28 protein-coding genes and 3 pseudogenes are annotated in these 23898 nt (G+C 68.5%); 17 read left to right on the top strand and 14 right to left on the bottom strand.

The window, feature by feature from the left end:
• Positions 1–39 precede the first annotated feature (39 nt).
• The 4 genes from FHS37_RS08860 (at position 40) to FHS37_RS08845 (ending at position 2526) form a co-directional block, all read left to right on the top strand.
• A protein-coding gene (locus FHS37_RS08860) for an IS5 family transposase (RefSeq protein ID WP_184818733.1) occupies positions 40–857 on the top strand; the annotation gives its coding sequence in 2 pieces (ribosomal slippage) (positions 40–388 and positions 388–857; 819 coding nt in all).
• 155 nt (positions 858–1012) lie between these two features.
• Positions 1013–1252 carry a hypothetical protein gene (locus tag FHS37_RS08855; RefSeq protein ID WP_184818731.1) on the top strand — a complete coding sequence of 80 codons (240 nt, stop codon included), beginning with the start codon at positions 1013–1015 and terminating at the stop codon, positions 1250–1252.
• Positions 1253–1805: 553 nt separating this feature from the next.
• Complete coding sequence (locus tag FHS37_RS40465) at positions 1806–1940, top strand: hypothetical protein (RefSeq protein WP_268254581.1); 135 nt, start codon at positions 1806–1808, stop codon at positions 1938–1940.
• Entirely contained in the window at positions 1933–2526 is a 594-nt protein-coding gene (locus FHS37_RS08845) for a hypothetical protein (RefSeq protein WP_184818729.1), read from the top strand. Before FHS37_RS40465 ends, FHS37_RS08845 begins: the two co-directional genes overlap by 8 nt.
• A 1425-nt stretch (positions 2527–3951) precedes the next feature.
• Here the strand turns inward: FHS37_RS08845 and FHS37_RS08840 are convergent.
• The 3 genes and pseudogenes from FHS37_RS08840 to FHS37_RS08830 form a co-directional block, all read right to left on the bottom strand.
• The gene (locus FHS37_RS08840) at positions 3952–4593 is read right to left on the bottom strand and encodes a hypothetical protein (protein ID WP_184818727.1); all 642 of its coding nucleotides are present in this window, start codon (positions 4591–4593) and stop codon (positions 3952–3954) included.
• A gap of 41 nt (positions 4594–4634) precedes the next feature.
• Positions 4635–5267: a hypothetical protein gene (locus FHS37_RS08835; RefSeq protein WP_221499422.1), complete on the bottom strand. Its 633-nt coding sequence runs from the start codon at positions 5265–5267 to the stop codon at positions 4635–4637.
• Between the two features lie 79 nt (positions 5268–5346).
• Positions 5347–5481, bottom strand: a pseudogene (locus tag FHS37_RS08830) (IS5/IS1182 family transposase); the annotation flags it as partial.
• 43 nt (positions 5482–5524) lie between these two features.
• Between FHS37_RS08830 and FHS37_RS08825 the strand changes: the two are divergent.
• Positions 5525–6004: a hypothetical protein gene (locus tag FHS37_RS08825; RefSeq protein WP_184818868.1), complete on the top strand. Its 480-nt coding sequence runs from the start codon at positions 5525–5527 to the stop codon at positions 6002–6004.
• 51 nt (positions 6005–6055) lie between these two features.
• Here FHS37_RS08825 and FHS37_RS08820 read toward each other — a convergent pair whose 3' ends face one another.
• From FHS37_RS08820 to FHS37_RS08785, 8 genes are read right to left on the bottom strand one after another with little or no spacing between them, the layout of a single operon-like run.
• Positions 6056–6739 (bottom strand): hypothetical protein, encoded by a 684-nt coding sequence (locus FHS37_RS08820; protein ID WP_184818725.1) that lies wholly within the window; start codon positions 6737–6739, stop codon positions 6056–6058.
• A 53-nt stretch (positions 6740–6792) separates the two neighbouring features.
• Positions 6793–7386 carry a hypothetical protein gene (locus FHS37_RS08815; protein WP_184818723.1) on the bottom strand — a complete coding sequence of 198 codons (594 nt, stop codon included), beginning with the start codon at positions 7384–7386 and terminating at the stop codon, positions 6793–6795.
• Complete coding sequence (locus tag FHS37_RS08810; protein WP_184818721.1) at positions 7383–8012, bottom strand: hypothetical protein; 630 nt, start codon at positions 8010–8012, stop codon at positions 7383–7385. Before FHS37_RS08810 ends, FHS37_RS08815 begins: the two co-directional genes overlap by 4 nt.
• Positions 8005–8385 (bottom strand): hypothetical protein, encoded by a 381-nt coding sequence (locus FHS37_RS08805; RefSeq protein ID WP_184818719.1) that lies wholly within the window; start codon positions 8383–8385, stop codon positions 8005–8007. The genes FHS37_RS08810 and FHS37_RS08805 overlap by 8 nt, the downstream gene beginning before the upstream one ends.
• 29 nt (positions 8386–8414) lie before the next feature.
• Positions 8415–9743, bottom strand: a complete 1329-nt coding sequence (locus FHS37_RS08800; protein ID WP_184818717.1) for a putative T7SS-secreted protein — start codon at positions 9741–9743, stop codon at positions 8415–8417.
• A complete protein-coding gene (locus tag FHS37_RS08795; protein ID WP_184818715.1) occupies positions 9740–10045 on the bottom strand; it encodes a WXG100 family type VII secretion target in 306 nt (101 codons plus the stop codon). Before FHS37_RS08795 ends, FHS37_RS08800 begins: the two co-directional genes overlap by 4 nt.
• Positions 10046–10103: 58 nt before the next feature.
• Positions 10104–11141, bottom strand: coding sequence for a hypothetical protein (locus tag FHS37_RS08790; RefSeq protein ID WP_184818858.1), 1038 nt, complete (start codon positions 11139–11141; stop codon positions 10104–10106).
• Complete coding sequence (locus FHS37_RS08785) at positions 11141–11797, bottom strand: hypothetical protein (RefSeq protein ID WP_184818713.1); 657 nt, start codon at positions 11795–11797, stop codon at positions 11141–11143. The genes FHS37_RS08790 and FHS37_RS08785 overlap by 1 nt, the downstream gene beginning before the upstream one ends.
• A gap of 262 nt (positions 11798–12059) precedes the next feature.
• On the opposite strand from FHS37_RS08785, the gene FHS37_RS08780 reads away from it, so the two are divergent.
• Positions 12060–12725 carry a hypothetical protein gene (locus FHS37_RS08780; protein WP_229889773.1) on the top strand — a complete coding sequence of 222 codons (666 nt, stop codon included), beginning with the start codon at positions 12060–12062 and terminating at the stop codon, positions 12723–12725.
• A 28-nt stretch (positions 12726–12753) separates the two neighbouring features.
• Here the strand turns inward: FHS37_RS08780 and FHS37_RS08775 are convergent, their stop codons facing one another.
• Together FHS37_RS08775 and FHS37_RS08770 are read right to left on the bottom strand one after the other, a co-directional pair.
• Positions 12754–14283, bottom strand: coding sequence for a hypothetical protein (locus FHS37_RS08775; RefSeq protein ID WP_184818711.1), 1530 nt, complete (start codon positions 14281–14283; stop codon positions 12754–12756).
• 7 nt (positions 14284–14290) lie between these two features.
• Positions 14291–15013 (bottom strand): hypothetical protein, encoded by a 723-nt coding sequence (locus FHS37_RS08770; protein WP_184818709.1) that lies wholly within the window; start codon positions 15011–15013, stop codon positions 14291–14293.
• Between the two features lie 537 nt (positions 15014–15550).
• Between FHS37_RS08770 and FHS37_RS08765 the strand changes: the two genes are divergently transcribed.
• The 11 genes and pseudogenes from FHS37_RS08765 to FHS37_RS40980 form a co-directional block, all read left to right on the top strand.
• Positions 15551–16279, top strand: a complete 729-nt coding sequence (locus tag FHS37_RS08765) for a CpaB family protein (protein WP_184818707.1) — start codon at positions 15551–15553, stop codon at positions 16277–16279.
• A 17-nt stretch (positions 16280–16296) separates the two neighbouring features.
• A complete protein-coding gene (locus FHS37_RS08760) occupies positions 16297–17199 on the top strand; it encodes a hypothetical protein (RefSeq protein ID WP_229889774.1) in 903 nt (300 codons plus the stop codon).
• Positions 17196–18503, top strand: a complete 1308-nt coding sequence (locus tag FHS37_RS08755; RefSeq protein ID WP_184818705.1) for a TadA family conjugal transfer-associated ATPase — start codon at positions 17196–17198, stop codon at positions 18501–18503. The genes FHS37_RS08760 and FHS37_RS08755 overlap by 4 nt, the downstream gene beginning before the upstream one ends.
• A gap of 4 nt (positions 18504–18507) precedes the next feature.
• On the top strand, positions 18508–19515 hold the full coding sequence (locus FHS37_RS08750; RefSeq protein WP_229889775.1) for a type II secretion system F family protein: 1008 nt from the start codon (positions 18508–18510) through the stop codon (positions 19513–19515).
• 14 nt (positions 19516–19529) lie between these two features.
• A complete protein-coding gene (locus FHS37_RS08745) occupies positions 19530–20441 on the top strand; it encodes a type II secretion system F family protein (protein WP_184818852.1) in 912 nt (303 codons plus the stop codon).
• 61 nt (positions 20442–20502) lie between these two features.
• Positions 20503–20754: a hypothetical protein gene (locus tag FHS37_RS08740; protein WP_184818703.1), complete on the top strand. Its 252-nt coding sequence runs from the start codon at positions 20503–20505 to the stop codon at positions 20752–20754.
• Positions 20755–20786: 32 nt separating this feature from the next.
• Positions 20787–21236 (top strand): TadE/TadG family type IV pilus assembly protein, encoded by a 450-nt coding sequence (locus FHS37_RS08735; RefSeq protein WP_184818701.1) that lies wholly within the window; start codon positions 20787–20789, stop codon positions 21234–21236.
• Positions 21237–21665: a TadE/TadG family type IV pilus assembly protein gene (locus FHS37_RS08730; RefSeq protein ID WP_184818699.1), complete on the top strand. Its 429-nt coding sequence runs from the start codon at positions 21237–21239 to the stop codon at positions 21663–21665.
• A 14-nt stretch (positions 21666–21679) separates the two neighbouring features.
• Entirely contained in the window at positions 21680–22129 is a 450-nt protein-coding gene (locus FHS37_RS08725; RefSeq protein ID WP_184818850.1) for a Tad domain-containing protein, read from the top strand.
• Positions 22130–22497: 368 nt separating this feature from the next.
• The gene (locus FHS37_RS08720) at positions 22498–22731 is read left to right on the top strand and encodes a hypothetical protein (protein WP_184818697.1); all 234 of its coding nucleotides are present in this window, start codon (positions 22498–22500) and stop codon (positions 22729–22731) included.
• Between the two features lie 585 nt (positions 22732–23316).
• Positions 23317–23433, top strand: a pseudogene (locus FHS37_RS40980) (IS5/IS1182 family transposase); the annotation flags it as partial.
• On the opposite strand, the pseudogene FHS37_RS08710 reads toward FHS37_RS40980, so the two are convergent.
• Positions 23383–23673 (bottom strand): annotated as a pseudogene (locus FHS37_RS08710) (helix-turn-helix domain-containing protein); the annotation flags it as partial. The pseudogenes FHS37_RS40980 and FHS37_RS08710 overlap by 51 nt on opposite strands.
• Positions 23674–23898 lie beyond the last annotated feature (225 nt).

Genomic DNA, 23898 nt, shown 5'->3' with positions numbered 1-23898 from the left:
AGACCGTGTCCTACGTGGTGAGGCGTCGTTGAACTCGGCATGGGGCGGGGTACGTGGAGTTGGATTGTTCCGGACGGGCTGTGGGAGATCGCGAAGCCGTTGATCCCTCCGTCGAGGGTGCGGCCGCAGGGCGGTGGAACGCAGGACACGCCTGATGAGACGCTGTTCGCCGCGATCATCTACGTCCTGGTGTCCGGCTGCGCCTGGCGCGCGTTGCCGCCGTGCTTCGGCGTCTCGAAGTCGACCGCTCATCGGCGGTTCCTGATCTGGTCGAGAGCCGGTGTCTGGGGCCGGCTGCACGAGGCCGTGCTGCACCGGCTCGACGACGCCGGCCTTCTCGACGTCACCCGCGTCGTCCTGGACACCGCCCACGTGAGGGCTAAAAAAGGGGCGAATACACAGGTCCGAGCCCCGTGGACCGGGGTAAGCCGGGTTCCAAGATGCATGTCCTGTCGGACGCGAACGGACTGCCCCTTCTCGTCGGCGTCTCTGCGGGTAACACCCACGACAGCGAAGGGCTGAAGCCGATGGTGGAGGGTCACCAAACGAGACACGACCCCCACCGCGGCCGGCACTTCAAGCCGCAGCGCCTGCATGCGGACAAGGCCTACGACCGGGCTGACCTGCGCAGATGGCTGCGCGGGAAGCGGATCGGCGTGCGCATCGCCCGCAAGGGAATCGAGTCCAGCAAGCGATTAGGGCGCCGCCGATGGGTCATCGAGCGGACGATGTCGTGGCTGTCCGGCTACCGCCGCTTGAGCCCTCGTTACGAGCGCGATCCCCGCAACTACCTGGCCTTTCTCGGCCTCGCCGCCGCCCTGTGCTGCTACAAGCGACTCATCCGCCTTACCACGTAGGACACGGTCTAAGTCGCCAAACTCGGCCGGGAGTTGAGGAAGACCGCCGAGTCCATCAGGAAGCAGGCGGACGAGATCAAAGCGCTCGCGTCCGTCGACCGAAGGACTGGTGGCAGGGGCTCATGCTCGCGGCGGAGGTCCGTGTGATGTCGCCCATGGGTGCGGGAGAAGCCAGGAAGCAGACTGATTGGTACCGCTCGGTCATCGGCCGGAACGAGCTTCTCTCCCTCCCGCTCTTCAGTGCGGTGCTGTTGGCAGGGCTCTTCAGCGACATGGGTCCCGCGATTCCGGCGGGCTGCCTGTCCGCGCTGACCATCACGGTGGTGCTGGTGCCCTCGCTGATCAGCGCGCTGGTCAGCCGCTTTTGGTATGACAGGGCGCTCGGGGAGTCGTAGGACAACGTATGAAAGAAGCCGATGACATCGGAGGACCTGTGACCGGGACCGTGGGGGGCGGTGCCGGGTCGGCACCGCCCGCCGACTACGAGCTGTTGCTCCCGGAGGGATGGTTCCGGGTTCATATCGACCCGGAAAGCCGTGAACGCTCGGTCGATGCCCTGATCGACCGTCGGTTCGCCGGGGTCGACAACGCCCCGCACGTCAAGCGGCGGCTGCGGGAAGACCTCTTGGCACAGGCGACCGCGGCATTCCGTGAGGGGGCATCGAGCTGTACCTCAGCTTCCAGCAGGCAGGCCCGCTCACCGTTCCCGCCTCGCTTCTGGTCACGCTGTTGCAGCCCGGACCGGGTGGGAGCCGGCCGGCCCCGCAGGGCGTCTCAGACCGCCTCGCCGCTGACACCGCGGTCGACGCCTCGGTCGTCGAGCTTGCCGCGGGCACTGCCGTCCGCACGCGCAGGGCGACCGGGCAGCCGGACGTCTCCGCTCCCTCCGGCGTGCCGGGAAGCCCTGACGACGCCCTCCCTTCTGTCACGCTGGACTACCAAGTTCCGGTGCCCGGAACCGAGGCACACCTGCTGTTGACCTTCTCCACTCCCCTCGTACAGATCGCCGACGCGATGGTCGAACTCTTCGACGCAGTGGCGGCCTCGCTGAAGTGGACGGACGGAGGCAGCGCCCATGAGTGAGATCCGTACGTGCGGCATCGTCGTTCCCACCGACTGGGTACCCCTCCCGCTCGAGCCGTCGGACGACGTGAAGGGCTGGGCCAAGGGCACCGCGACGGAGTTGCGTGACCGCAGCAGGGCGGCAGGCTACGAGCTGGACAGAAGTACGTTGCGGAGGGACCTCCGGGTCCGGGCGGAAGACAGCCGCAGCCGCGATCCCTTCTACGCCTTCGCCCTCTACCCCGACGGGTTCGACACGGCCCTTGCCACCTTGGAAGTGGACCTGATCCACCCTGACGAGGCGGTTCCCCGCATCACTCTGGACTGGCTGGCCGAGACGTTCAGCGCAGATGACTTCGGTACGCCGGAGATCACGCGCACGGAGTTGCCGGTCGGTCCTGCCGTACGTATCCGGCAGAACTTCGCCGCGGACGATCCTCCGCCCCGGGGGCCCGGAATCCTGATGGAGACGCTCACGTACGGGATCCGGCCCACTGGTTCGGAAGTGGCGGTGATGGTCCTCGCGTCGTGGACCGTCCCTGGACTGACGCAGGAAATGGAAGAGGCTGCCGACGGCATCGCGCAGACGCTGACGGTGGAATTCTGAAACGCCCGGGCGACATACGCCGCCGTCCGGCACCACTCGCCTGCTTCGACGTGGATGCCGAGGCGGTCCGTCGCCACGGGCTGCTTGCCCCTACACGTCATGTCGAGGTTCTCCTTGCCGACGTGGAACAGGATTCGGTGCGTCGGGTGCACAGACGGAGGCACCAGCAGCATGTCCGCCTGCCTATGACACGGGCCCGCTGGGCGCATCGGAAGTGATAGTCCGAAGCTCTCGAGCAGAACGGAAGACGGCCGTGGGAATGAGCGGCTCCGGTGACCCAGAGCAAGGACCGGTAAAGAGGCGGCGGCTGTACCGACGGTTCCTGATGGGACCCGTTGCCATTGCAGTCCGTGCGATCCAGTCCAAGTGCGACGCGGTGGCCGGCACGCTTCACTGGGACTGACGGGCGAGGCCGGGGAAGGCCTGGCCACTGAAGGTGCCGCGCGTCATGGCGATTCCGGGGGCACGGCATCCTGCCGGGATCCGCTCTCGGCGCCTGGGGCGGGTGATCGGCGCCGCAATCGGTGGTAAGCGACGACAACCCGGATGAGCAGGATGGCGCTGACGACGGTGGAGGCCAGCCCGACGGCCCAGAGCCACGGGTAGTGACTGAACACCCAGGTGGGGGAAGAGGTACGGCTACGGGCCCACCCGCCACTGTTCTGTGCGTTGGTGATCAAGGACCCCAAGGGCATCAGCGCAACCGTGGACGCCACACCCACCGCCGTGTGAGTGAGTGTGCGCGCCGGATGCTTCCTCCACGACTTCCAGCCCATGTGGCTCAGGCTGAAGACGGAGAGCGCCGCGAGGCAAGGCCCGATCACACCGATGCAGACCGCGAAGGCGTAAGCACCGCCCGGCCATGATGCCGCCGCCCACTGCCACGCGTCATCACCCCAAAGCCAGTCGAGAGTGGCCGCCAGGACCATGAGGCCGGCACAGCCCAGACCCACCAGGCAGCCCCCGGGGGTCACACCGGCGTCCTTCTCCTTCTTCCCGGCTGGGCCGGGCCTTCCCGTTCGGTGTTCGTAGCGCAGGGCCGATGCGGCTGCTCTGCGACGACGTGGTGCGGTCGATCGTCCCATGCTGTCCGGTTGCGTCCAGGGAAGTGGTGTACGGGTTCGGTCTGATCCGGGGCTCGTTCCGGCATCGGGACGGTGCCCGCACGGACGAACGGCCACCGGCTGGTCTTCGAGGTGTCGAAGCCTGAAGGAGACCAGCACGATGATCGCACCCGGCAGTCTGCCCCTGCACGCCCTCACCGAGGACAATCCCGCCTGGGGCCCGCTTGCGGAGGAGAGCTCGAACCTGCGGCAGGGCAGCTACTCCCGCATGGTTTCTCGAACGCCGTCGCCGGGGGGAGAGAGAACGGGTACTCGAGGCCGCAGGGGGAAGTCCCATCAGTCCTGCCCCCGGCGGCTCCGGTCAATGGGCCGCATCAGGAAGCCGGAGCGTCCGCGCGAAGTCGTCCAGTGCCTCCAGTGCCGCGGCGATCACCTCCGGATCGTCGTGGTGCCCGCGGAGCAGGACGTCGGGGAGGCCGGGCGGGGTGTGCCAGTGGTACGTCACCGAGGTCATCATGATGGTGCTGTCCGCAGGGTAGGAGCGGGTGACCCGGACCCCGTCCGCGCCCAGGTGCGGCGAGGGGAACGGAATGCTGCCGGTTCGCTGCTGCCACTCGGGGATCTCCGGGTGCGGCACCGTGGCCGCGGTGATCCCCTCGCAGGAGGACGCGTCACGGGCCTCGCAGTGGATGCGGGTGGCGTGCATCACCAGCGGCATGTAGGTCAGCGGAACGGGGTGGTAGATGAACGCCTCGTCGGCCTGGAGCTTGTCCCGGAGCGTGACGATCGTCTGCTCGTAGAAGCTCTTGTGGAATCGGCGGAGTTTGCGGGTGAGTTCGATGTCGTGGACGGCGGCCAGGCCGGTCAGGTGCAGGCCCAGCCATTCCTTGAAGTTCTTCTTGTCGATCTGGAGGTGGAGATAGCCCCAGAGGTCTGGGTTGGCATCCGTGTCGATGTGGAGCGGGGCGCCGAGGTCGGTGCTCCACAGGGTGCCTTCGGACATGAGCGGTCTCTTTCTTCGGGGGACACGGCAGAAGGGAGCCTTCAGGCGTAGCTCCAGCGGAAGGTGCCCATCACGGCATTGAACAGCTCCACGAGGGTGTCGTAGAAGGCGGGATCCGAGCCGGGCGCGATCAGGGCGCTGAAGGAGAAGGTCAGGTACTGGTCGGGGGCGCTGTCCGGGACCGGAACGAAGTACTCGACCCGGCGGTGAGCGACGTCGACGCCCTTGGCCGCGTCGGCGGGTACGTCTCGCTCCGAGCGCAGGGCCGCGGTGTCGTCGAGTTCCCGTGTCTCGGCACCGGGAGTCACGGAGGCGAGCGCGGCCAGGACCGCTTCCGGGCCGCTGCTGGGCCTGACCCGTGGAATCTCGATCGGCTCGGAGGCCACGATCGAGACGGGCAGCGCGACGCCGTGAAGGGGTTCGGTGGGGAGGCAGAGGGTCATTCCCCCCTTGGCGCTGGCCCGGCGGACGACCTTCTTCATCTCCTGGGTGAGCTTCAGCCGGGCCTTCGGAATGTCGTCCTTGGGAAAGCTGGCGGGCAGTTGTGCGACGGCCTTGCGGACGACACGGTCCATCGCTTCCCTGGTGCCCGTGCGTAGGGGGATCACGTCCCAGCCGGGCGGCGGCACCAGGTCGAAACCGTTCGGGGGGCGGCGGCGCTCAGCGGTGGCCATGATGCTCCCGCATCCCTTCCACTGCGTAGGTGATGCCGACGAGGAGAGCCCAAGCCGGGACGGCGATCATGCCCGGCCAGAAGGCGCGGTCCGCGAGGACGAGAATCTGCCGGGTCAGGCAGGCCTGGACGATGCCGTAGCCGCGGGGTGCGGTCAGGTCATGTGTGCGGTCAGGTGTCGGGCGGGAGAACCACAGGGGCGTGCCGTCCGGCTGCACACTTCGGAGACAGGACGGCACCCGGGTCCCCGGTCCGGAGATGGAGACGACGTCCGGGCTCCACGACGTCGACCAGGTGCTGACGGTGATCGAGGATCCCGAGGGTGAGCTCCGCCCCCGGACTCCGGGCCAGGCCGACGCCACCGGTGAACTGGTCGGTGCCGGCGCTTCGGCCGTCGCCGCGCTCGGTGCCGTCGGCTGGATGACCGGGCAGGGCTCGGACACCGCGAGGTGGCGCGACGTGCTGAAGGGGCCGGGAATCGTACGCAAGGTGTACGAGCGGGCCACCGGTGATCGCTCCATACAGGAGAAGCAGGAGGAGAGGCTGCGCGAGGCCCTGCGTACGTACCCGGACGACCGCCGCGGCTACATCAAGGTGACCCCCGAGGAGTACCCCGATGTCTCGCACCGTCGTGCCGCCCGGATCGCCTGGTGGACGGGGCTGCGCGCGGAGACGTGGGGCACCCGGGGCTCGTGGTGCTTCGGCGAGAAGGTGGTCGAGCAGGTTCCGCACGACTGAGCCGCGGCGGCGGATGCCGAACGCACCGGGCGGACGGCCGACGGGGTCGTGTCAGCTGCCGGTGAGAGGCTGCCGGAGCACGTACATGTGGAGGTCGCTGCGGAACTCCTCCGTGTCGACCCGCAGCCAGGACCCGTCCTGGAAGCGGATCAGCAGCATCCTCGTCTTGAACTCACCGGAGAAGGGATCGGCGAGGGTCGCTTCGGCGGCGGAAAGACGGGCGACGATCTGCAGGTGCTTCTCCCGTCCCGCACTGACGCGCCGCGGCGGGGCCGCCAGGGCGATCCCCTCCGTGGTCGCGAGCAGAAGCCGCTGGTGGTGGGTCGAGTGGCCGTACCACCGCAGGAGGAACTGCCCGGCGTCGCCGTGCCAGTTGCCGTCGAAGACCTTGTCGATGCCTTGTTGGGCGGTGATGGCGTCCCGACGGCGTTTCTCGTCCTCTTTCTTGACCCGCAACCGTTCCTTTTCGTCCCTTGTGTCAAGGGACCGCATGACGGCTTCTTCCGCTTTGGCCAGAAGCTCGAAGAACGTGATCACGAGGATGAAAGGTGCACCAAGTGCCGCACCGAGCATGCCCAGTGGTCGCATCCTCGCCGGGCGGAGTCGAGGATTGTCCGCGGCCTGGAGCACATCCGCAGGAGGGTGCGGGATCTTGTCGATCGTGCACCAGCCGCCCGCCTCGGCGTGGATGCCAAGACGCTCCGTCGCCGCGCGCTGCTTGCCCCTGCGTGTCATGTCAGGACTCTCCTCGCCGGCGCGGAACAGGGTCGGTGCATGTCCAAGCCGAGCTACTGGGGATTCGAGTTCAGCCAGATACTGCGGGCGAAATCGTCCCATTCGTCGATGAGGGACATGAGCCAGCCGAGATCACCCGTGACCGTTCGCAGTGACGCGTAGGTCTGGTGCTCCTCCGACCACCATCCGTAATTCAGCGAGACACACACTTGCCCGGCGTCGTCGAAGTACTGCAGACAGCGCAGCCCGTCTCCCATGCGGTCGGAGTGAAACGTCTCGACCTCTGGCGGCTTGACGTCGTTCCCCTTGTCGGCTTGGACCAGCGTGAGGAGCTCCTTGCGGCGATCTCCGCCGTCGCTGCGGACGGCGAGCGCGTAAAAGACCTGGGGGATGCGACGGGGATCACCGCCATAGAGGAAAACCTGGTCTGCCGGAATTGCGGGGTGCGGGTGTGACTCCACCAGCAGACGGAACCGTGTGGTGAGTGCGTCCTTGTTCGGGCTCCTCCACCATTTCCTATGCCGCCGAGACATGATCTCGGCACAGGTTCGCGACCAGTCCTCGATCTTGTCTTGGTCGAGTTCAGTCCAGTGCAGCGGCATCAGGAACCAGTTGGTGGGATCAGCCTCGGTTTCGAAAAAAATCATGCATAACTCCAACGGAAAGTTGTCATAACGGCATCGAAGAGACTCACCAGAGCGTCGGAGAACTCGCTGTCCGGGTTACCGTCTCCCACTGCGCTGAAATTGATCGTCAGCCACCGGGGAGTGGGGCTCCCGGGGACAGGGAGAACGTATTCGACGCGACGGGACGCAAACTGCGCCTCGATGTCCTCCTGAGGTGGAGCGACGTACTCGATACGAATTCCCCGTGCGCCGTCGACTTCGACGGGCTCACTGTCGCCGCGGTCGCCTGCCACCGCCCCCATGACTTCCTGGGTCAATGCGCTCGAGCCCGGACCGTCGAGAGGTTTGGAGATGACGAAGGACGCTGGAATGAAAGTGCCCTGCACACGCTCCACGGGCATGTAGAGCATGTGGCCGTTTCCCCTGGCGGCTTTCCTTGCTCCCTTCTTGAGCTGCTTGAACAGTTCCATTCGCACTCTGGTGATGTCGTCCTTCGGCAGGTCATGCGGAAGTTCGTTCATGGAACGGTCGACGATTCCCAGCAGCGTCTCGTTGAGGGAGTCGCTCTGCAGCTCGATCTGTTCCCAGCCTGGTGGGGGAACCAAGTTGTAACCGGTGGGGGAATTCTTGAGATTGACCTCAGTCACGGCTGAACCTTTCCCACAGCCATGAGACGGCGACCAGGAGGGGAGTGACCAAAGCAACGAAGACGCCGGGCCAGAAAGCTGTGACGAGAGAGGCCAGCGCGAGGGCGATCGACATGACCAGGGGCAGTGTCAATCCCTCCGGACGTGACGCGTGGCGGGGATACTTGATGAACAGAATCAGCAAAGTGATGATGGCTGCGGATACGATGCCGCGCTGAATCCAGTAGAGAGCGTCCTTGGCCGTGTCCGGCAAACGGGCCGCGATCGCGGCGACAAACACTGACGCGAAGCCGCCGATGATGCAGATTTTGGCGAGTGCTACATGCCCGCCGCCCAATTTCTGAAGAATCCCTAGTGATTCGTTCGAGTTCATGTCGCTTCATCCATCCGATCTTCTGTGTCCTACCAGTGCGTGTCTTCGGGCAGTTTGATGAATTCTCCCTTCCCGTCCTCGTAGGGTGCGTAGAAAGGCTTGCCCGGGAACAGAGGGCTTTCGCCAAGAGCTTTGTCTGTGAGGTCCGCCGCGGTGCCTGTCACAGCTGCTGTAACAGCAGCTCTGTAATAGTTCTGGGATTTTCCGAGAGCTTCCGCTCCGGACTCGGGGAAAGCGTCGGCGTTGCGCCTGATGTTCTCCATCAAGGCCCGAGCGTCAGAGTTTCCGAGCCCTATCTTTTCGAAACGGTTGAGGCTCACCGGAGCTTCATCGGTCACCCGCCCCGCGTTGTCCAGGATTTCTCTGCGCAATCGGTTGAGTGAGTCGCGGGCGAAGGACTTGAGTCCGTCATCACTGGTCGTGGCAAGCACCCGGCTAATTTCTTCACGGGCGGCCTTGTTCGCCCGGACGGCATCCTTGAGGCGCGTCGTGCGCTGGGCTTTGGACGCGGTCTTGACCGCACTGTTCGCGACCTTCAATTTGCCCAGCATCTTGAGACCCGCGCCGAAAGCCATCAGGCCGATGCAGTCGACGAACACCTCGGTGAGGCTTGCTTCGCCCGCCAGGAACATGATGAAACGAGACAGAGCCACGAAGATAGAAATGGCTATTACTATCTGACCGATGATGGGAATGAAGGCCAAGAATGGAGCCAGCATTCCCAAGAAGGTGGCTGCCCAGCCGGCCAGGTCCAGTACCAGTTTGATCGCATCTACGTTATCGTGAATCCATCCCTTGATGTCGTCCCAGAAGCTGTCCTCGATAATGTCGTCAATTTCTTCGCGAATTTTCTTGGCGTAATGCCCGGCGCGTTCGTCTCGGTCGCGGGTGATGCCGCTGAGCTGTGTTCTGTATTTGTGTAGGGGGTCTCCCTCGGTTTCGCTTTCCGAGGGCTTTGGAGTGTCGCTGTCTCCGGAATCTTTTTTTGCTTTTTCCGCGTCGAGTTGTTCCTGTTCCTTTTTCGCGTTGGCCAGGACCTTGTCGGCTTCGCCCTGGTAGTACTCCAGGTCGTTGGCCCAGTTGGACAGGTGGACGTGTACACGTTCGTAACGGCTTGCGACCTCTCGCAGGTGTTTTTCCAGCACCTCGGAATCTTCGCGAAGCTTGCCGGCGTACTTGCCTTTGAGTTCGTCGTCGTTCTTGATTTTACGAAGTCGCTCGGCCTGGTCCCGAAGAGCGGATGCCACGCTCTTCATGTGCTTCACTTCATCGCGTATCTCTTCTGCATCGCCCGGCACGGGGTCGGATTCGGCGAGTGGGTGCCAGTCCCTGGGGCGCGGTTTCGAGGAAGCGCTCACTTGCCCTTCCTCGCTTTCTTGAGTTCCTTTGCGAGAGCGGCGTCGGCCCCGGTGAACCCGTCGATGGTGTTTGTTATGAGCTTTCCAACGCCTTCCAGGCTCTCGATCATCTTGGTGCGGTAGTCGTCCCAGTTGTCGACGAAATCGCCCATCGCTTCGCTGATCTCTCCGCTGCCCCAGTAGGGGCGCATCTCGTCTTTTCTGTTGTTGATGTCCTTGAGCTCCTTCTGGATCTTGCTCAGAGCGGACTCCGATTCGATGAGAAGGTCGACATTGACAATCAGATCTGAGTCGCCTGCCATGGCTCCGACTGGTCTCCTGTAATGCAGTCTTCGTAGGGGTGATTCGCGCGGTGCGGGGCTAACGGTTGACGGCCTGGATCTCCTGGACGGTCACTGCTTGGTCGTTGCCGAAGGTCCCGTCAGGCAGGTCGCCGCCCGCACCGCCCGTGCCTTCCCAGGTGATGTCCCACGTGACCGTGGCCTGCAGTGTGAAGGTGCCGTCACCGGAGGAACGCAGGTACTTGAGGCCGCAGGGCGGGGTCTCGTCGGCCTTGCCCTCGGCGTACGGCTCGCCGATCGACCCGTCGTCGTTGATCGTGCATTCCCCGGATGCGGGGTAGGTCTCGGCGTCGTCCGTGCCCGGTTCCAGCTTGAGGGAGACGGGCTTGGCCGTGGTGGTGGCTTGGATGTTCACCCCGCCCGCGTCCAGGGATGCGGTCACGGAGACTTCCTTGAACTCGGCCTTGTCCAGCCACGCCCAGGTCGGGAGGTTGACCTTGGTGGTCTCCGCGGGAGCGAGAGTGACCTCGGTGGTGGGAAGCCGAACGCGGTTGTAGGCCAGTTCGGCCAGGACCTGAGGAGTGACCGCGTTCTCTACGTCCGGTGCGTCACCGTTCTCCACCCAGAAGGGTTCCCGGTCGCAGACCTGCGCCTCCGGTTCCATCCAGCGGTCCTCGTCCTGGACGGCGATCCACCAGTTGCCCTCGTCCTTCTTCTCGAGGTTGTAGTTCTCGTACTCGCCGTCCTTGTACTTCTCCCGGGTCTTGCCGGCGCTTGTCTTGGCGTAGCTGTGCTGTCCCGGGGCGTTGACGGTGGTCTCGTACATGTCCTCGATGTACTTCGCGAACTCCTCCGCGGACCTCGGCTCGTACCAGCAAGCCGGCGGTGTCCAGTTCCCCACCGGCTTGAGGCTCCCCGATGTGTTGCCGCCCCCGCCGCTGGTGGAGCCGCTGAAGGTGATCCGGGACTCCAGTGTCCTCCCGCTGTTCGAGCCTTCCTGTTTCACCTTGGCCCCTTCGTTGCCGCTGCCGAGGTCCACGTCGGCGTGGGCGGGAGGAGCGATGAGAGCACATGCAACGGCAATGCCGGCGGCAGGGAACAACCGGCGAGCGGACATCACGGCGTGCACGAGTCGTTGCCCCTTTCAGAGTTGAGCACGGCGGTCTGCCACACGCCCTTGTCGCTCTTCTCCAGGCGAGTGGAGTAGAGGAGGTAGGAGTTGTCGGTGACCGGAGTTTTCTCCGCCTTGCCCGTCTGCCTGTCCTTGACGAACGCCTCGCCTTCGAAGGAGCAGTACGTCAGCGTCGCCTTGTCCTTCTCGTACACGTTGACGTTCGGCTTGAAGTAGCGGGTCTCGCCCGTCATGGACTTCTTCGCCTTCACGAACTCCTGGACCCAGTCCGCGGCACCCAGCAAGGCGTCGTCCTTGTAGTAGAAGCCCAACACCGGTTCCTCCGGGTCGCCTTGGGTGATGGCGTAGGCCAGTGCGTCGATGCGGCGGGAGGCGTCGGCCAGCACCGCGTCCTTCGCGGCGTCGCCGGTCTTCCAGCCGTCGAAGGTGTTGGTGACGTCCTTGGGCAGTTCCACCTCGGGGCGCTGCGCCGAGTCTGTGGCTGCGGCGGCCGGTGAGGGGGATTTCCCGGTCTTGCCGGTGTCGGCTCCCGCGATCTCGTCGTTGGCCTTGGAGCTCCCGTCCTCACCTCCGCACGCCGTCAGGAGCAGGGCCGCGGTCGCGGCGAACGCGGCAGCAACGGGCAAAGAGCGGCGCTTCACAGTGACTCCCCGTGAGACAGAAGTTCAGTCAAGAGCAATGACGGTATCGGTGTGGTTCCTGGTTTCGCCAGGGCGAAGTTCCCTGCAAACGGGGCGATCCCGGCGTATGGGGGCTGGTTGGTGACGGTTGTGTCCCGGTCGTTTCCAGCACCGCTGACCGACGCCGGTACGGTTCGCATCCGGCAACGAACCGTGGTGAAGGCGTGAGTTCGAGAAGCGAGCTGGGCGCAGGATCGCGGCGGGCGAGGAGAGGGAGGGCTGAGTGACGAAGAGCGCGTCCGGGGCTGCCGTCCGGGCAACCCGTGTGGGGGAGGACACCAGACAGCGGGTGGACCTGATCCGGTGGCTGTTGTTCAACCTGGTGTGCGCCGGTGGTTCGCTGGGACTCGCTTGGCTCGGGCCCGTCGCGCCCTTGCCGGCTCCGGTGCGGGGCGTGGGGATGATCCTCGCCGTCCTGGTGCTCCCGTTGGCGACGCTGCTGGTACCCGTGCTGCTGTTGCGCCGGGTGCCGCGCAAGAAGCGGAAGGTGGCGTGGCAACTCTGCGTTCCTCTGATCGCCGGGGTGGCCATGGGAGTGTTCGGGAACGCCGCCGGTGATCAGGCCGCCCTTGCGGACCGGGGCAGGTGGACCGATGCCGTGGTCGTGAGCATGGACGATTCCGGAACCAACCACTGCGACCTGCGCACGACGGACGGCCGCACGATCTCCCCTTCGCTCCCGGAGGGCGGCGGCTGCGAGGACTGGGTCTCGAAGGGGGACGAGCTGCGGGTGCGGTACGACCCGGAAGGCATTGCCGGCCCGACGGAGGACCAGGGTGCGAGCTCGTACGGAGGGATGCTCGCGGCCCTGTTCCTGGTGGCTGTCCTCATGGGCACCTGGGGCAGCGTGCGGCAGAGCGAGTGGGACCGGCGGTACGACGGGCGGTGAAGTCGGGGCGAACATGACGGTCCCGGCTTCAGCCGAGCCGCCGTCGCACCTTGGCGACGGCCGTCCACGTCCAGGCCACCACGCCGCGCAGCAGCAGGGCCGCGAGGGCGCCGGCCATCAGGCCCGGCCAGAAGTCGGTGGCGAAGAGCGGCGGGAGGGCGTGTTCCTCGGCGGGGCTGGGCGCGGGCAGCGGCTTGCCGCTGGTGGTCGGCTCCTCGGTCCGGGGCGACTTGTCGAGGTACGTCATGAGGGCGTCGAGGCGTTCGCCCAAGAGGTGGTCCTCGGCCCTGCCCGCCTCGTCCGTCCCGTACGAGATGGAATCGGGGAGGTCGGAGAGGAGGTCGTAGCTGTCCAGCCGGAGACCGTGGTTGAAGACGTCGATGTAGCCGCTCAGCGGGTCGGCGACGACGTACACGCCGTCTTCGTCCAGTTCGGCGTGGACCGCGGCGGCGAACAGTTCCTCGATACCGGTGGACTCGTCCTCCGGCATGTGCGGCACGAGCGTGACGAACACCGGCCCGCCGCCCTCCGACTTCGCGAACCGGTCGATGCGGTCGCGCAGGCGGGAGAGCTGCGCCGAGTCCAGCGTGCGTGGGCTTTCCGGGTCCTGGTAGACCGGGTCCCGGACCAGGGCGGCCGCGACCCGTTCGACGCGTGCGGAGAGGTCGGCGGGGGAGGGCGTGGCAGCCGCGCTGCTGCGGGTCTGGTCGAAGACCAGCGGTGCGGTGACGGCGATCGCGACGGCTGTGGCCAGAGCGACGGCGGGGAGCGCGAGACGACGCCAGAGAGGACGCGCGGGCCCGCTGGCGGGGTGAGCGGTGCGTCCCTTCTTGCGGTTCGTGGGTGGCGGGCCGTGCCGACGGCGGCGTACGTACGGGACCAGGAACAGGATCGACAGGGGTACGCCGGTGAGCACGACGCCCGTCAGGAGCGACTGGTTGCGGCGGTCCGACGGGCCGATGTACAGGTCCGCGGGTTCCGCGTCGGCGTACCGTTCGCGTGCCGCCTGCGCGCGTGCCGCGGCCTCCTCGGGCCCCTGCGTGACGACCTCCACGAAGCGTTCGAAGCTGAGGAGGGGGCCCGCGTCGTAGGGGAGCTCGTAGCGGACGACGGTCGCCGCGTGCTCCGCGGGGACGCGCACTCCGTGGGCGGCGGCCGCCACGACCATCGTCTCGTCGAGCAGGACGTACAGCCCGTCGCGGCCGAGGCGGTCGTGCACCGCGGTGAGGAGCTCCCTGCTCGCGTACAGGCTCTGGCCGGGCAGCGCGATGACGTACGTGGGGACGCCGGTGCGCTCGGCCAGGCGGGCGAAGTCGGGGGCGGTGGACCGCGGGAGGGCGCGGGGCAGCTGGTCGGTGATGTGGACGGGGTTCTCGCGCAGGCGGTCGGCCAGGTAGGCCGCCCGTGCGGTGGCCGGGGCGTCGGTCGCCGCGCGGGCCTGGGGCACGGCGGCGAGGAACGCGGCCAGGGCGCAGAGGCAGAGGAGGAGCAGGCGGTGGGCGGTGCGCGGGGTCCGGGAGCGGGGCCGGCGCGGTGCGTGGGACATGGCCGTGGTCATCCGCGCCTCACCCCAGCTTCGCGTTCTGTGCCTTCACCACCGGCGGCGGGAGCTCCGCGTCGCTGGGTGAGGCGTTGGCGATGGCCATGCCGTTGACCGAGAAGAAGACGGCGAGGACGTCGCCGCTGCGGGTGGCCTGGGTGTGGAGGGTGTGGCCCGCGCCGCGGAAGGTCGTCGTCGACGCGAAGGCGACGGTCTCGTCGCCGGCCCGGTCCGTCGGCTCCTCGGCGGTGACCGAGTCGTAGGCGCTGGTGCCGTCAGCCTCGGCGGTGAAGCCGGAACCGCAGGCGTCCACCGCCTCGCGCAGGTCGGCCAGGGCCGCCTTCGCACCGCCCGCCGCGTAGGCGGTCAGCGTGACGTAGGTGTCGGTGTCGCCGTACTTCTCCGTCTCGACGACTCGCGTGAGATCTGCCTCCGGTTCGCCCAGGGGGAGCTGGTTCATCGCGTACGCCAGGGGTGCGCAGGCCGGCTCGTCCAGCGTGACCTCGTCCGTGGACCCGGCGAGGACGAAGTCGTCGGAGGGTTCCGTCACCTCGTACCCGGCGACGTCCGCCTCGGTGACCATGAGCTTCGCGAGCTGCTGCTCGGGCGTGGGCCGCTCGGCACGGGACGCGGAGGGCCTGGGCTCGCCGGTCGCGTTGTCCGGTTCCCCGTCACCGCCGCACGCGGTGAGCGTGGCGAGGGAGAGGAGGGAGAGGGTGGAGGCGGCGAGCGTGACGGCTCGCTTCATGGGTGGCTCCTTGAGGTCGATCGAGTCCTGTGGACGGCGGGAACCGGCGCCGTCTGCGCTTCCGTCACCCCTGGGTCCCCCGTGTCCCCGTACGTCCCGTCACCGGTCCGAGCGAAGATCATGGCACGGGCCGTCGGCGTCCTCGTGAGCGAATCGTGCGGGCATCATGGGTGACGTGTGACGAACCGGGCTCCTGCGGTGGCCGGTTGGGCCGCTCGTCGGTTCGCTCCCGCACAGGGTGTGACCTGGATCTCGGGGTAGCGGCCAACAGGGTTGTTCACGGCTCAAGTTGCTGGTGGGTAACGGTGTCGGTGAAGGGGCTCCTGGGGCGAGGTCCGCCTTGAGGGGCTTATGGGTGGCTGATACGGTGCGATCGCTTGACACTCACCCCAGCGTTGGTTATCCGCCCAGGTCGGGCGGGTAAATCCGGCGCGTCCCGCATGCCCCGCATGTCCGTGCGCGAGCGGGCGTGGGTGAAGTGTCTGGAATTTCAGGGAACTTGGCAGACAATTTCTTGGGTGTACGGGGAGCGGTTGCGTGAAGATCCAAGAGCGTACGGGGGCGGGCGCCGGTCGTTCCGCCGCTCCGGCTCAGCCGTCGGTCGGTGACCGGCTTCCCACGCCGCCCCGCGAGCGCAAACCGGCGCTGGCCGCACTCGCCGTCCTGCTGGTCCTCGTCGGTGCGCTCGGGGCCACGATGCTCGTGCTGCAGGCCGGGGAGCGGATCGAGGTCGTGAAGATCACGAAGGAGGTCCCCGCGGGGCAGTCGGTCACCGACGCCAACACCGAGCCCGTCATGGTCGCCGAGGATCCGGGCGTCCACTACATCGAGTGGACGAAGCTGGACGCCCTGAAGAAGCTCAAGGCCGTCAGCACGATCCCCGCCGGCGTCGTCCCCGTCGGGGAGATGTTCGGCAAGGAGGCCAGCGTCCCGGAGGGCAAGGCGCTCGTCGGTCTCTCCCTCAAGGAGGGGCAGTACCCGACCGGCCTGAAGGCGGGTGACGTCGTCGCCGCCTACCGCGTCGGCGGCACCGCCCGGTCCGGTTCCGACTCCGACGACGCCGCCGGCTCCTCCGCCACCGGTGGCGGCGACTCCCTGATCGTGGACCGGGCGCGCGTGGACTACGTCCAGCCCACGAAGAGCGGCGACATCGTCAGCAGCACCAACCGGCCCGTGACGCTGCTCGTCGACAGCGCCGAGGCCGCCGAACTCACCCAGGCCGCCTCCAACGGCGAGGTGGCGCTCGTCCTCGTTCCTGGCAACTAGAAGGCGGCACCCCACCCATGGCCCTCATCGCCCTCGCCGCCGACAAGGGTTCCCCCGGCGTCACCACCGCGGCCGTCGCCCTCGCGGCGGTCTGGCCGCGGCGCGTGCTGCTCGCCGAGACCGACCCGGCGGGCGGTGACCTCGTCTACCGCAGCGCCGCCGCGCACGGCGGGCCGCTCAATCCCAACACCGGGATGCTGTCCATCGCGGCCACGGCCCGGCGCGGGCTCGTGCCCGACCAACTCTGGGACCACGTGCAGCCCTTGAGCGGCGGACTGGAGGTGCTCGTCGGGCTCGGCATCGCCGAGCAGGCCGCCGGGCTCACCGGGCTGTGGCCGACCCTCGGGCACGCCTTCGCCTCGCTCGCCGACTCCCCGCACGCGCCCGCCGACGTCATCGCCGACTGCGGGCGGATCAGCGGGGACACCCCGGCCGTCGAGCTGTTCCCGCACGCCGCCCTCGTGCTGCTGATCTCGCGCACCGAGCCGGAGGCGCTCGCCCGGGTGCGGGACCGCGCCGCCGCCCTGGCCGGCAAGCTGCACGGCGGGCCGCGCGGTGCCGCGAGCCTGGGCAACCCGATGATCGGCGTCGTCCTGATCGCCGACACCGGCACCGCCGCCAAGCTCGCGTCGCAGGTCAACGACATGCTCGTGCACGCCCAGACCGGCGCCCGGGTGGTCGGCACCCTCGCCGACGACCCGGCCGGCGCCGAGCAGCTGGCCGGACGCAGGCGCGGACGGCTCGACAAGTCGCTGCTGATCCGTTCCGCCCGCAAGGTGACCGCCGACCTGTACCAGCAGTACGGCGCCGCCTGGGCCGCGTCCGCCCAGGCCCAGCAGGCGCACCAGCCCCGGCAGGTGCACCAGCCCCAGCAGACGCACCATGGCCAGGCGAGCGGTCACGCCGGAGCCGGCCGATGACCGCTGTCGACCACCAGCTGGTCAAGCGGTTCCGCCAGGACGCCGGCGACCGGATCGCCGAACAGCGCCGCCTCGACCAGGTCAACGGCGTCACGCCGATGTCCACCGAGGACGAGCGGCAGTACGCCCGCGCCGTCATAGCCCAGATACTCGAGGAGTACGCCCGCGCCGAGATCAACGCGGGCCGTACGCCGCTGGACGCCGAGACCGAGGAGCAGTACGCGGCGGCCGTGCACGCCGCGCTGTTCGGCGTCGGCCGGCTCCAGCCGCTGCTCGACGACCCCGAGGTCGAGAACATCGACATCAACGGCTGCGACCAGGTGTTCGTCGGCTACTCCGACGGCCGTGAGGTGCGCGGCGAGCCCGTCGCCGAGACCGACGAGGAGCTCATCGAGCTCATCCAGGTGCTCGGCGCGTACTCGGGTCTGTCGTCCCGGCCCTTCGACTCCGCCAACCCCCAGCTCGACCTGCGGCTGCCGGACGGCTCGCGCCTGTCGGCCGTCATGGACGTGGCGCGGCGGCCCGCGCTGTCCATCCGCCGCGCGCGCATGGGCAAGGTGTTCATCTCCGACCTGGTCGGGAACGGCACGCTCACACCGGAGCTGGGGCACTTCCTCGCCTGCGCGGTGCGCGCCCGCAAGAACATCATGATCGCCGGCGCCACCAACGCCGGCAAGACCACGCTGCTGCGGGCCCTCGCCAACGAGATCCCGCCGCACGAGCGGCTCATCACCGTGGAGCGGGCCCTGGAGCTCGGGCTCGACACCTTCCCCGACCTCCACCCCAACGTCGTGGCGTTCGAGGAGCGGCTGCCCAACTCCGAGGGGCAGGGCGCCATCTCCATGGCGGAACTGGTGCGGCGGTCGCTGCGCATGAACCCCTCCCGCGTCATCGTCGGCGAGGTGCTCGGCGACGAGATCGTGACCATGCTGAACGCGATGTCCCAGGGCAACGACGGTTCGCTGTCCACGATCCACGCCAACAGCTCCAGCGAGGTCTTCAACCGCATCTCCACCTACGCCCTGCAGGCGTCGGAGCGGCTGCCCATCGAGGCCAGCCAGATGCTGATCGCGGGCGCGGTGAACTTCGTCGTCTTCATCCAGCGGCGCAACGGCTTCCAGAGCGGCGGCCGCCTCCAGCGCATGGTCACCTCCGTCCGCGAGGTCAACGGCGTCGACGGCCGCGTGCTGTCCAGCGAGGTGTTCGCGGAGGCCCCCGACGGCCGGGTCGTGCCGCACGCCCCCATAGCCTGCCTGGAGGAACTGATGGCACACGGCTACCGGCCCAGCGGAACGTGGGGGTGATCCGATGAACCGCACGACCCTCCCCCTCGCCGCGCTCGACTCGCTCGGCTCCATGGGCGGGCTGTTCTCCACCACCGTCCTCTACGCGCTCGCGTCCGGCGTCGCGGTCGGCGGCGGACTGGCCCTGCTGGCCGTCGCCGTGCGCGGACTGCCGGCCAAGCCCGAGCACGAGAAGCAGAAGGCGGGCGAACGGGCGGGCGAGCTGATCCGGTTCGCCGGCCGGCGCGGCTCCCTCGCCGCGATCGTCGGACTCGTCGTGCTGCTGCTGACCCGCTGGACGGTCGCGGGTGCCGCGGCCGCCGTCCTCGTCTTCTTCTGGGACCGCCTCTTCGGCGGCGCCGCCGAGGAACGGGCCGCGATGCGGCGCGTGGAGGCGCTGGCCTCCTGGACCGAGTCGCTGCGCGACACCATCGCCGGCGCGGTCGGCCTGGAGCAGGCCATCCCGGCGTCCGCCCGGGCCGCCGCCCCCGTCCTGCGCCCGCACCTCGACGCGCTCGTCGACCGGCTGCGCGCCCGCACCCCGCTGCCCGAGGCGCTCCAGCAGCTCGCCGACGAGATCGACGACGCCTCCGCCGACATCATCGTCGCCGCGCTCATCCTCAACGCCCGGCTGCGCGGCCCCGGTCTGCGGCAGGTGCTCGGCGCGCTCGCCAAGTCGGCGCGCGAGGAGGTCGACATGCGGCAGCGCGTGATGGCGCAGCGGGCGTCCACCCGGCGCTCGGTGCAGATCGTCGTCGCCGTGTCGATCGCGTTCGTCCTCGGACTGTCCGTCTTCAACCGCGACTTCGTCGAGCCGTACGGCACGGCCGTCGGCCAGCTCGTCCTCGCCTGCGTCTGCGGCCTGTTCGCCCTCGGTTTCTGGTGGCTGCGCAAGCTGTCCACCATCGAGACGCCCGAACGCTTCCTGGTGCGCGACGAGTCGGCGGTCCGGCTGGTCCGTCCCCGCACGCCCGTCCCCGGCGCCCCGTCGCAGCAGGCGCCGCTCCAGCAGGAAGAGGGGGTACGCCGGTGAGCGACGACCTGACGATGCCGGTGGTCGTCGGCGCGGTCATCGGACTGGGCGTCTACGCCCTGGTCCGCGCGCTGATGCCGACCAAGCGCAGCGCCCTCTCCCAGGTCGCCCGGATCGACGCGATGCGGGCCCGCGGGACGGCGTACGAGTCGGCGCGCACGACGCGGGAGGACACCGGCCGCTTCGGCTCGCTGAGGGCCGAAGTGGGTGCGCGGGTCGCCGAGTTCTACCTGCAGCAGGGCTGGGAGCAGCGCTCGCTGCGCGCGGACCTGGCGGTGCTGGAGCGCAGCTGGGAGAAGTTCCTGGCGACGAAGGCGCTGCTGGCGGTGACGGGCCTGTTCTTCGGGCCGTTCCTCTTCGCGGTCGTCTGGACGCTCGGCTTCGGCGACAGCCCGATCATCCCGGTCTGGCTCGCCCTGCTGTGCGCGACCGTGTTCTTCCTCCTGCCCGACCTGGAGGTGCGCCGGGACGCCGCGGAGAAGCGGCGCGACCTGCGCCGGGTGATCGGCGCGTACCTGGACCTGGTGTCGATGAGCCTGGCCGGCGGCCGGGGTCTGCCCGAGGCGCTGATGGCGGCGGCCGAGGTGTCCGACGGGTGGGCGACGCAGCGCATCCGCAACGCCCTCGCGGACGCCCGGATCACCGGCATCAGCCAGTGGCAGGCACTGGGGCAGCTCGGGGAGGAGCTGGGCGTGGAGGAGCTGAAGGACCTCTCCGCCTCCCTCGCCCTGGTCGCCGACGACGGCGCCAAGGTGCGCGAGTCCCTCGCCTCCCGCGCCGAGACCATGCGTCACCGCGAGCTCGCCGAGATCGAGGGCAGCGCGGGCGAGAAGTCCCAGTCGATGCTCGTGGCGCAGCTGCTGCTGTGCGCGGGGTTCCTCGTGTTCCTGATCTTCCCGGCGGCGATGCGGGTGTTCCAGGTGTGAGAACCGTGAGCCCTGAGCCCTACGTCTTTTCCGTGAACCGAATTCGAGAGGACAACGCGTCATGAACGGACGTACCTTCCACACCGGCGTTCCCGCCGTGGACTTCCTGGTCACCTTCCTGCGGGCCCGCGTGGAGCGCGCCCGTTCCGGCGAACTGGACCGCGGCGCCTCCGCGGTGGAGTGGGTCATCATCTCGGCGGTCGTCGTGGCGATCGTCGGCGTGGTGGCCGCGATCATCAACGCCGCGCTGAGCGAGGGCGCGAACAAGGTCGGCGACTGCATCAAGGGCGCGGACGCGGGCAGCACCTGCTGACCGCCGGCACGACTGCTACGGGGTCCACGGGAATGCCGGTGCGCGTAAGCCGCTGGGTACGCCGACGGGTGGAGGCCGCCTCCGCCCGCGGCGAGTCCGGCGTGACCGCGATCGAGTTCGTGTTCCTCACGCCGATCCTGTTCTTCATGATCTTCGCGACGGTGCAGTTCGCGCTGTACTTCTTCGCCGACCACGTCGCACAGGCGGCGGCGCAGGCGGGGGCGCGCAAGGCGCGTGCGACGGCCCACGACCAGCCGGGCGGCTGGCGGGGCGAGGCGCAGAACGTGGTGGACAGCTACATCCGGCAGCTGGGCCCGCAGCTGGTGCTGGCGCCGGACGTGAGGACGCTCCAGCCGGAGCAGGACACGGTGGGCGTGGAGATCACGGCGCGCGTCCCGACGGTGTTCCCGGGCCTGGACCTGACGGTGCACGCGCAGTCGGTGGGGCCGGTGGAACGGTTCGTGCAGGAGGGGGAGAACTAGATGAGGTTCCGCCCGCGGGACGGCCGGCCGGAACCGTGCGGTGACCGGGGCATGTCCACCGTCGAGGTGGTCATCCTCGCGCCGGTGATGATCCTGTTCATCCTGGTGCTGGTGGCGTTCGGGCAACTGGTCGACGGGCGCGGCGCGTTGGACGGCGCCGCCCGGGACGCGGCCCGTGCGGGCTCCATCCAGAAGGACCACGCGACGGCGATGGCCGAGGCGCGCAAGGCGGCGGAGGCGAACCTCGCCGACGTCTGCTCGGGCCCGGTGACCGTCGTGCAGACCAGCCAGGGATTCGAACCCGACACCCTCTTCTCGGTCGAGGTGAGCTGCGAGGTGCGGGGCCTGGCCATGCTGGGCCTGGACATCCCGACGACCCTGTCCGCCAGCTTCAGCTCACCGCTGGACCCGTACCGGAGGACGGCGTGAGGGCACGCGTACCGATGAGGACCTGGCTGTCGGCCCGCCGGGTCCGGCTGGACGACCGGGGATCGGGCGCGGGCGCGGTCATCCTCTTCGCGCTCGTGTTCCTGTCGCTCGCGGCGTTCGTGATCGACGGCGGCATGTCCATCTCCAAGCGGGAGCGGGCGGCCGACATCGCGGAGCAGGCGGCCCGTTACGCCGCCCAGGACATCGACCGCGAGGCCCTCTACGACAACGAGGGCGGCCCGGCACCGATCAACTACGAGAACTGTGACGCCCGGGTGAAGGCCTTCGCCCGCGAGATGGACATGTCCGGCCCGGACATCGCGGCGACCCACTGCGTGGCGGCGAACGCGGAAGCGGTCGAGGTCGAGGTGCAGTTGACGTACTCACCGGTGTTCACGGGCCTGTTCTACGGCGGCGACGTGACGGTCCGCGGGCAGGCGGTCGCGGAGAACCTGGTGGGCTGAGGCCCGGCCGGCCCTCCGCCCCCGGCTGCCCCGAAACATCCCTCGGACCTGCACACCGTTCACCGGAAGGTCGTACGGAGACCGGGGTGAGGGGGAGGGGACGCCCGGAAACGCGGTGCGCGGGGACCGGGGCCTCCGGGAACCGGCGGATAACGTGAAGACACGGGCCCGTTCCATGACCGTATTGCCACACCGGTGAATTCGGTGGCGCCGGGAAAGCACGCGTCGACGGTGCGCCGGTGGCCGGTTCCTCTCCGGCGTGTTTTGATCGGTGCGCGGCTCGCCGGTGATCAGCCCCGGTTCGTTCCGCTCCGGGCTCCGGGCGAAATCCGCCGCTGCAATCGTTGATACGAAGGGAAAGGCCTGCCATGAACCTCGTCCCCCAGGTCGAAACGGCCGAAATCTCCGACGCGGACCTGGACAACGTGTCCGGTGGCCAGGCGGGCGCCGTCGGCCTCGCCGCCGGCGTGGCCGTCACCGCGGACGGCGGTGCGGGTCTCTACGCCGAGGCCGGCCCCGTCGGCATCTCCGCCGGTCTCGGCGGCTCGGTGACGCTCGACGGCGTCTCGGCGGCCGGCCAGGCGCGCACCACCATGTACTGATCCGCGTCGCGGACGCGCGCCGACGGCGCGTGAACGGGGGCCCCGGACCGCTGCGGCCGGGGCCTTCGGCGTCCCCGGACCCGGCTCACGTGCCGCCCCTGTCCCCTTTGTTCTTTCGCTTGTCCTCGACCTTCGTCTTCTCGTCGACCTGCCGGGCGAGTCCGTCCTCGAGTTCCTCGAACCCGCGGACGACGGCGTCCGACATGTCGGCGAGCGCGTCGTTGACGCTGCCGTCGCCGATGTCGTCCCGGTAGCTCTCGAAGAGCTTCTCGGTCCGGCACTCGTTTCGCTCCAGATCTCGGTGCCGTTCCGCAGGTAGTCCAGAATGCCCTGCTCGTCCGGCTCCCCCGTGGGCCTGACCGCATCCCTGATCGAACCCTCCTCGGGAAGCCCCCACCCGGGCGCGAGCCCGGTGAAGAATCCGACAGGGCGAATCATCGGACCTCCTTCTGGTGTCGCTGCTCCCGGACCATGAGCCTTTTCCGACTTACGGCGGGAGATCGGACGTTGGGCCGGCAACGAGGTGGAGTCCCTGGCAGACGGGTTCTCGACCAGGAGGACCGTCTCCACCAGAGGCTTCGCACGCTTGTCCACCCGTCCGGCGTCGACGTGTCCAGCTCCGCCTCGGGCTTCCTGTCCGCACGCCTGCGGCAGCACCGCCGTGTGACCGGCCTCCCGCAGCACCCGCAGCAGTCCGGGCGCCCGCCGGGGCAGGCGACCGATGACGGCCGTCACGTACGCGTGGGCGGTGCCGACGGATGTGCCGAAGCCGGCGGCGATCTGCGCGAGTGGGTCGTGCCGGCGCAGGTAGACCAGGGCGACGAGAGCGCGCTGGTGCGGCGGGAGCTTGCCGCGGCGGCCGCCCTCACGGGTGACGATGAGCACGGTTACCCACTCGACCGGGGCGTGAGGCAGGTCGAGTGCGGCAGGACGGACAACCAATGAGGCTTCCGAGCTGATGAGTCGAGATGTCGAGCACCTCTCTCAACGGCACAGGAACCTCGCGCGGTGCGGACGCCCGCCCCGCCACCGATCGGTGGCCACTCCGAGAACGACCGGTCCACGCGATGAGGTCCGGAGCCACCGGCGGTCGACGGCACCTGTGATCCCCCAGCACGTCGCACTGGACGCCAGCGCGCCGGCATAGGCCCCGTTGCCATACCGTCG

It is taken from the genome of Streptomyces griseomycini (assembly GCF_014203535.1).
GTDB lineage: Bacteria > Actinomycetota > Actinomycetes > Streptomycetales > Streptomycetaceae > Streptomyces > Streptomyces griseomycini.
This window is presented reverse-complemented; position numbering and strand designations above follow the sequence as displayed.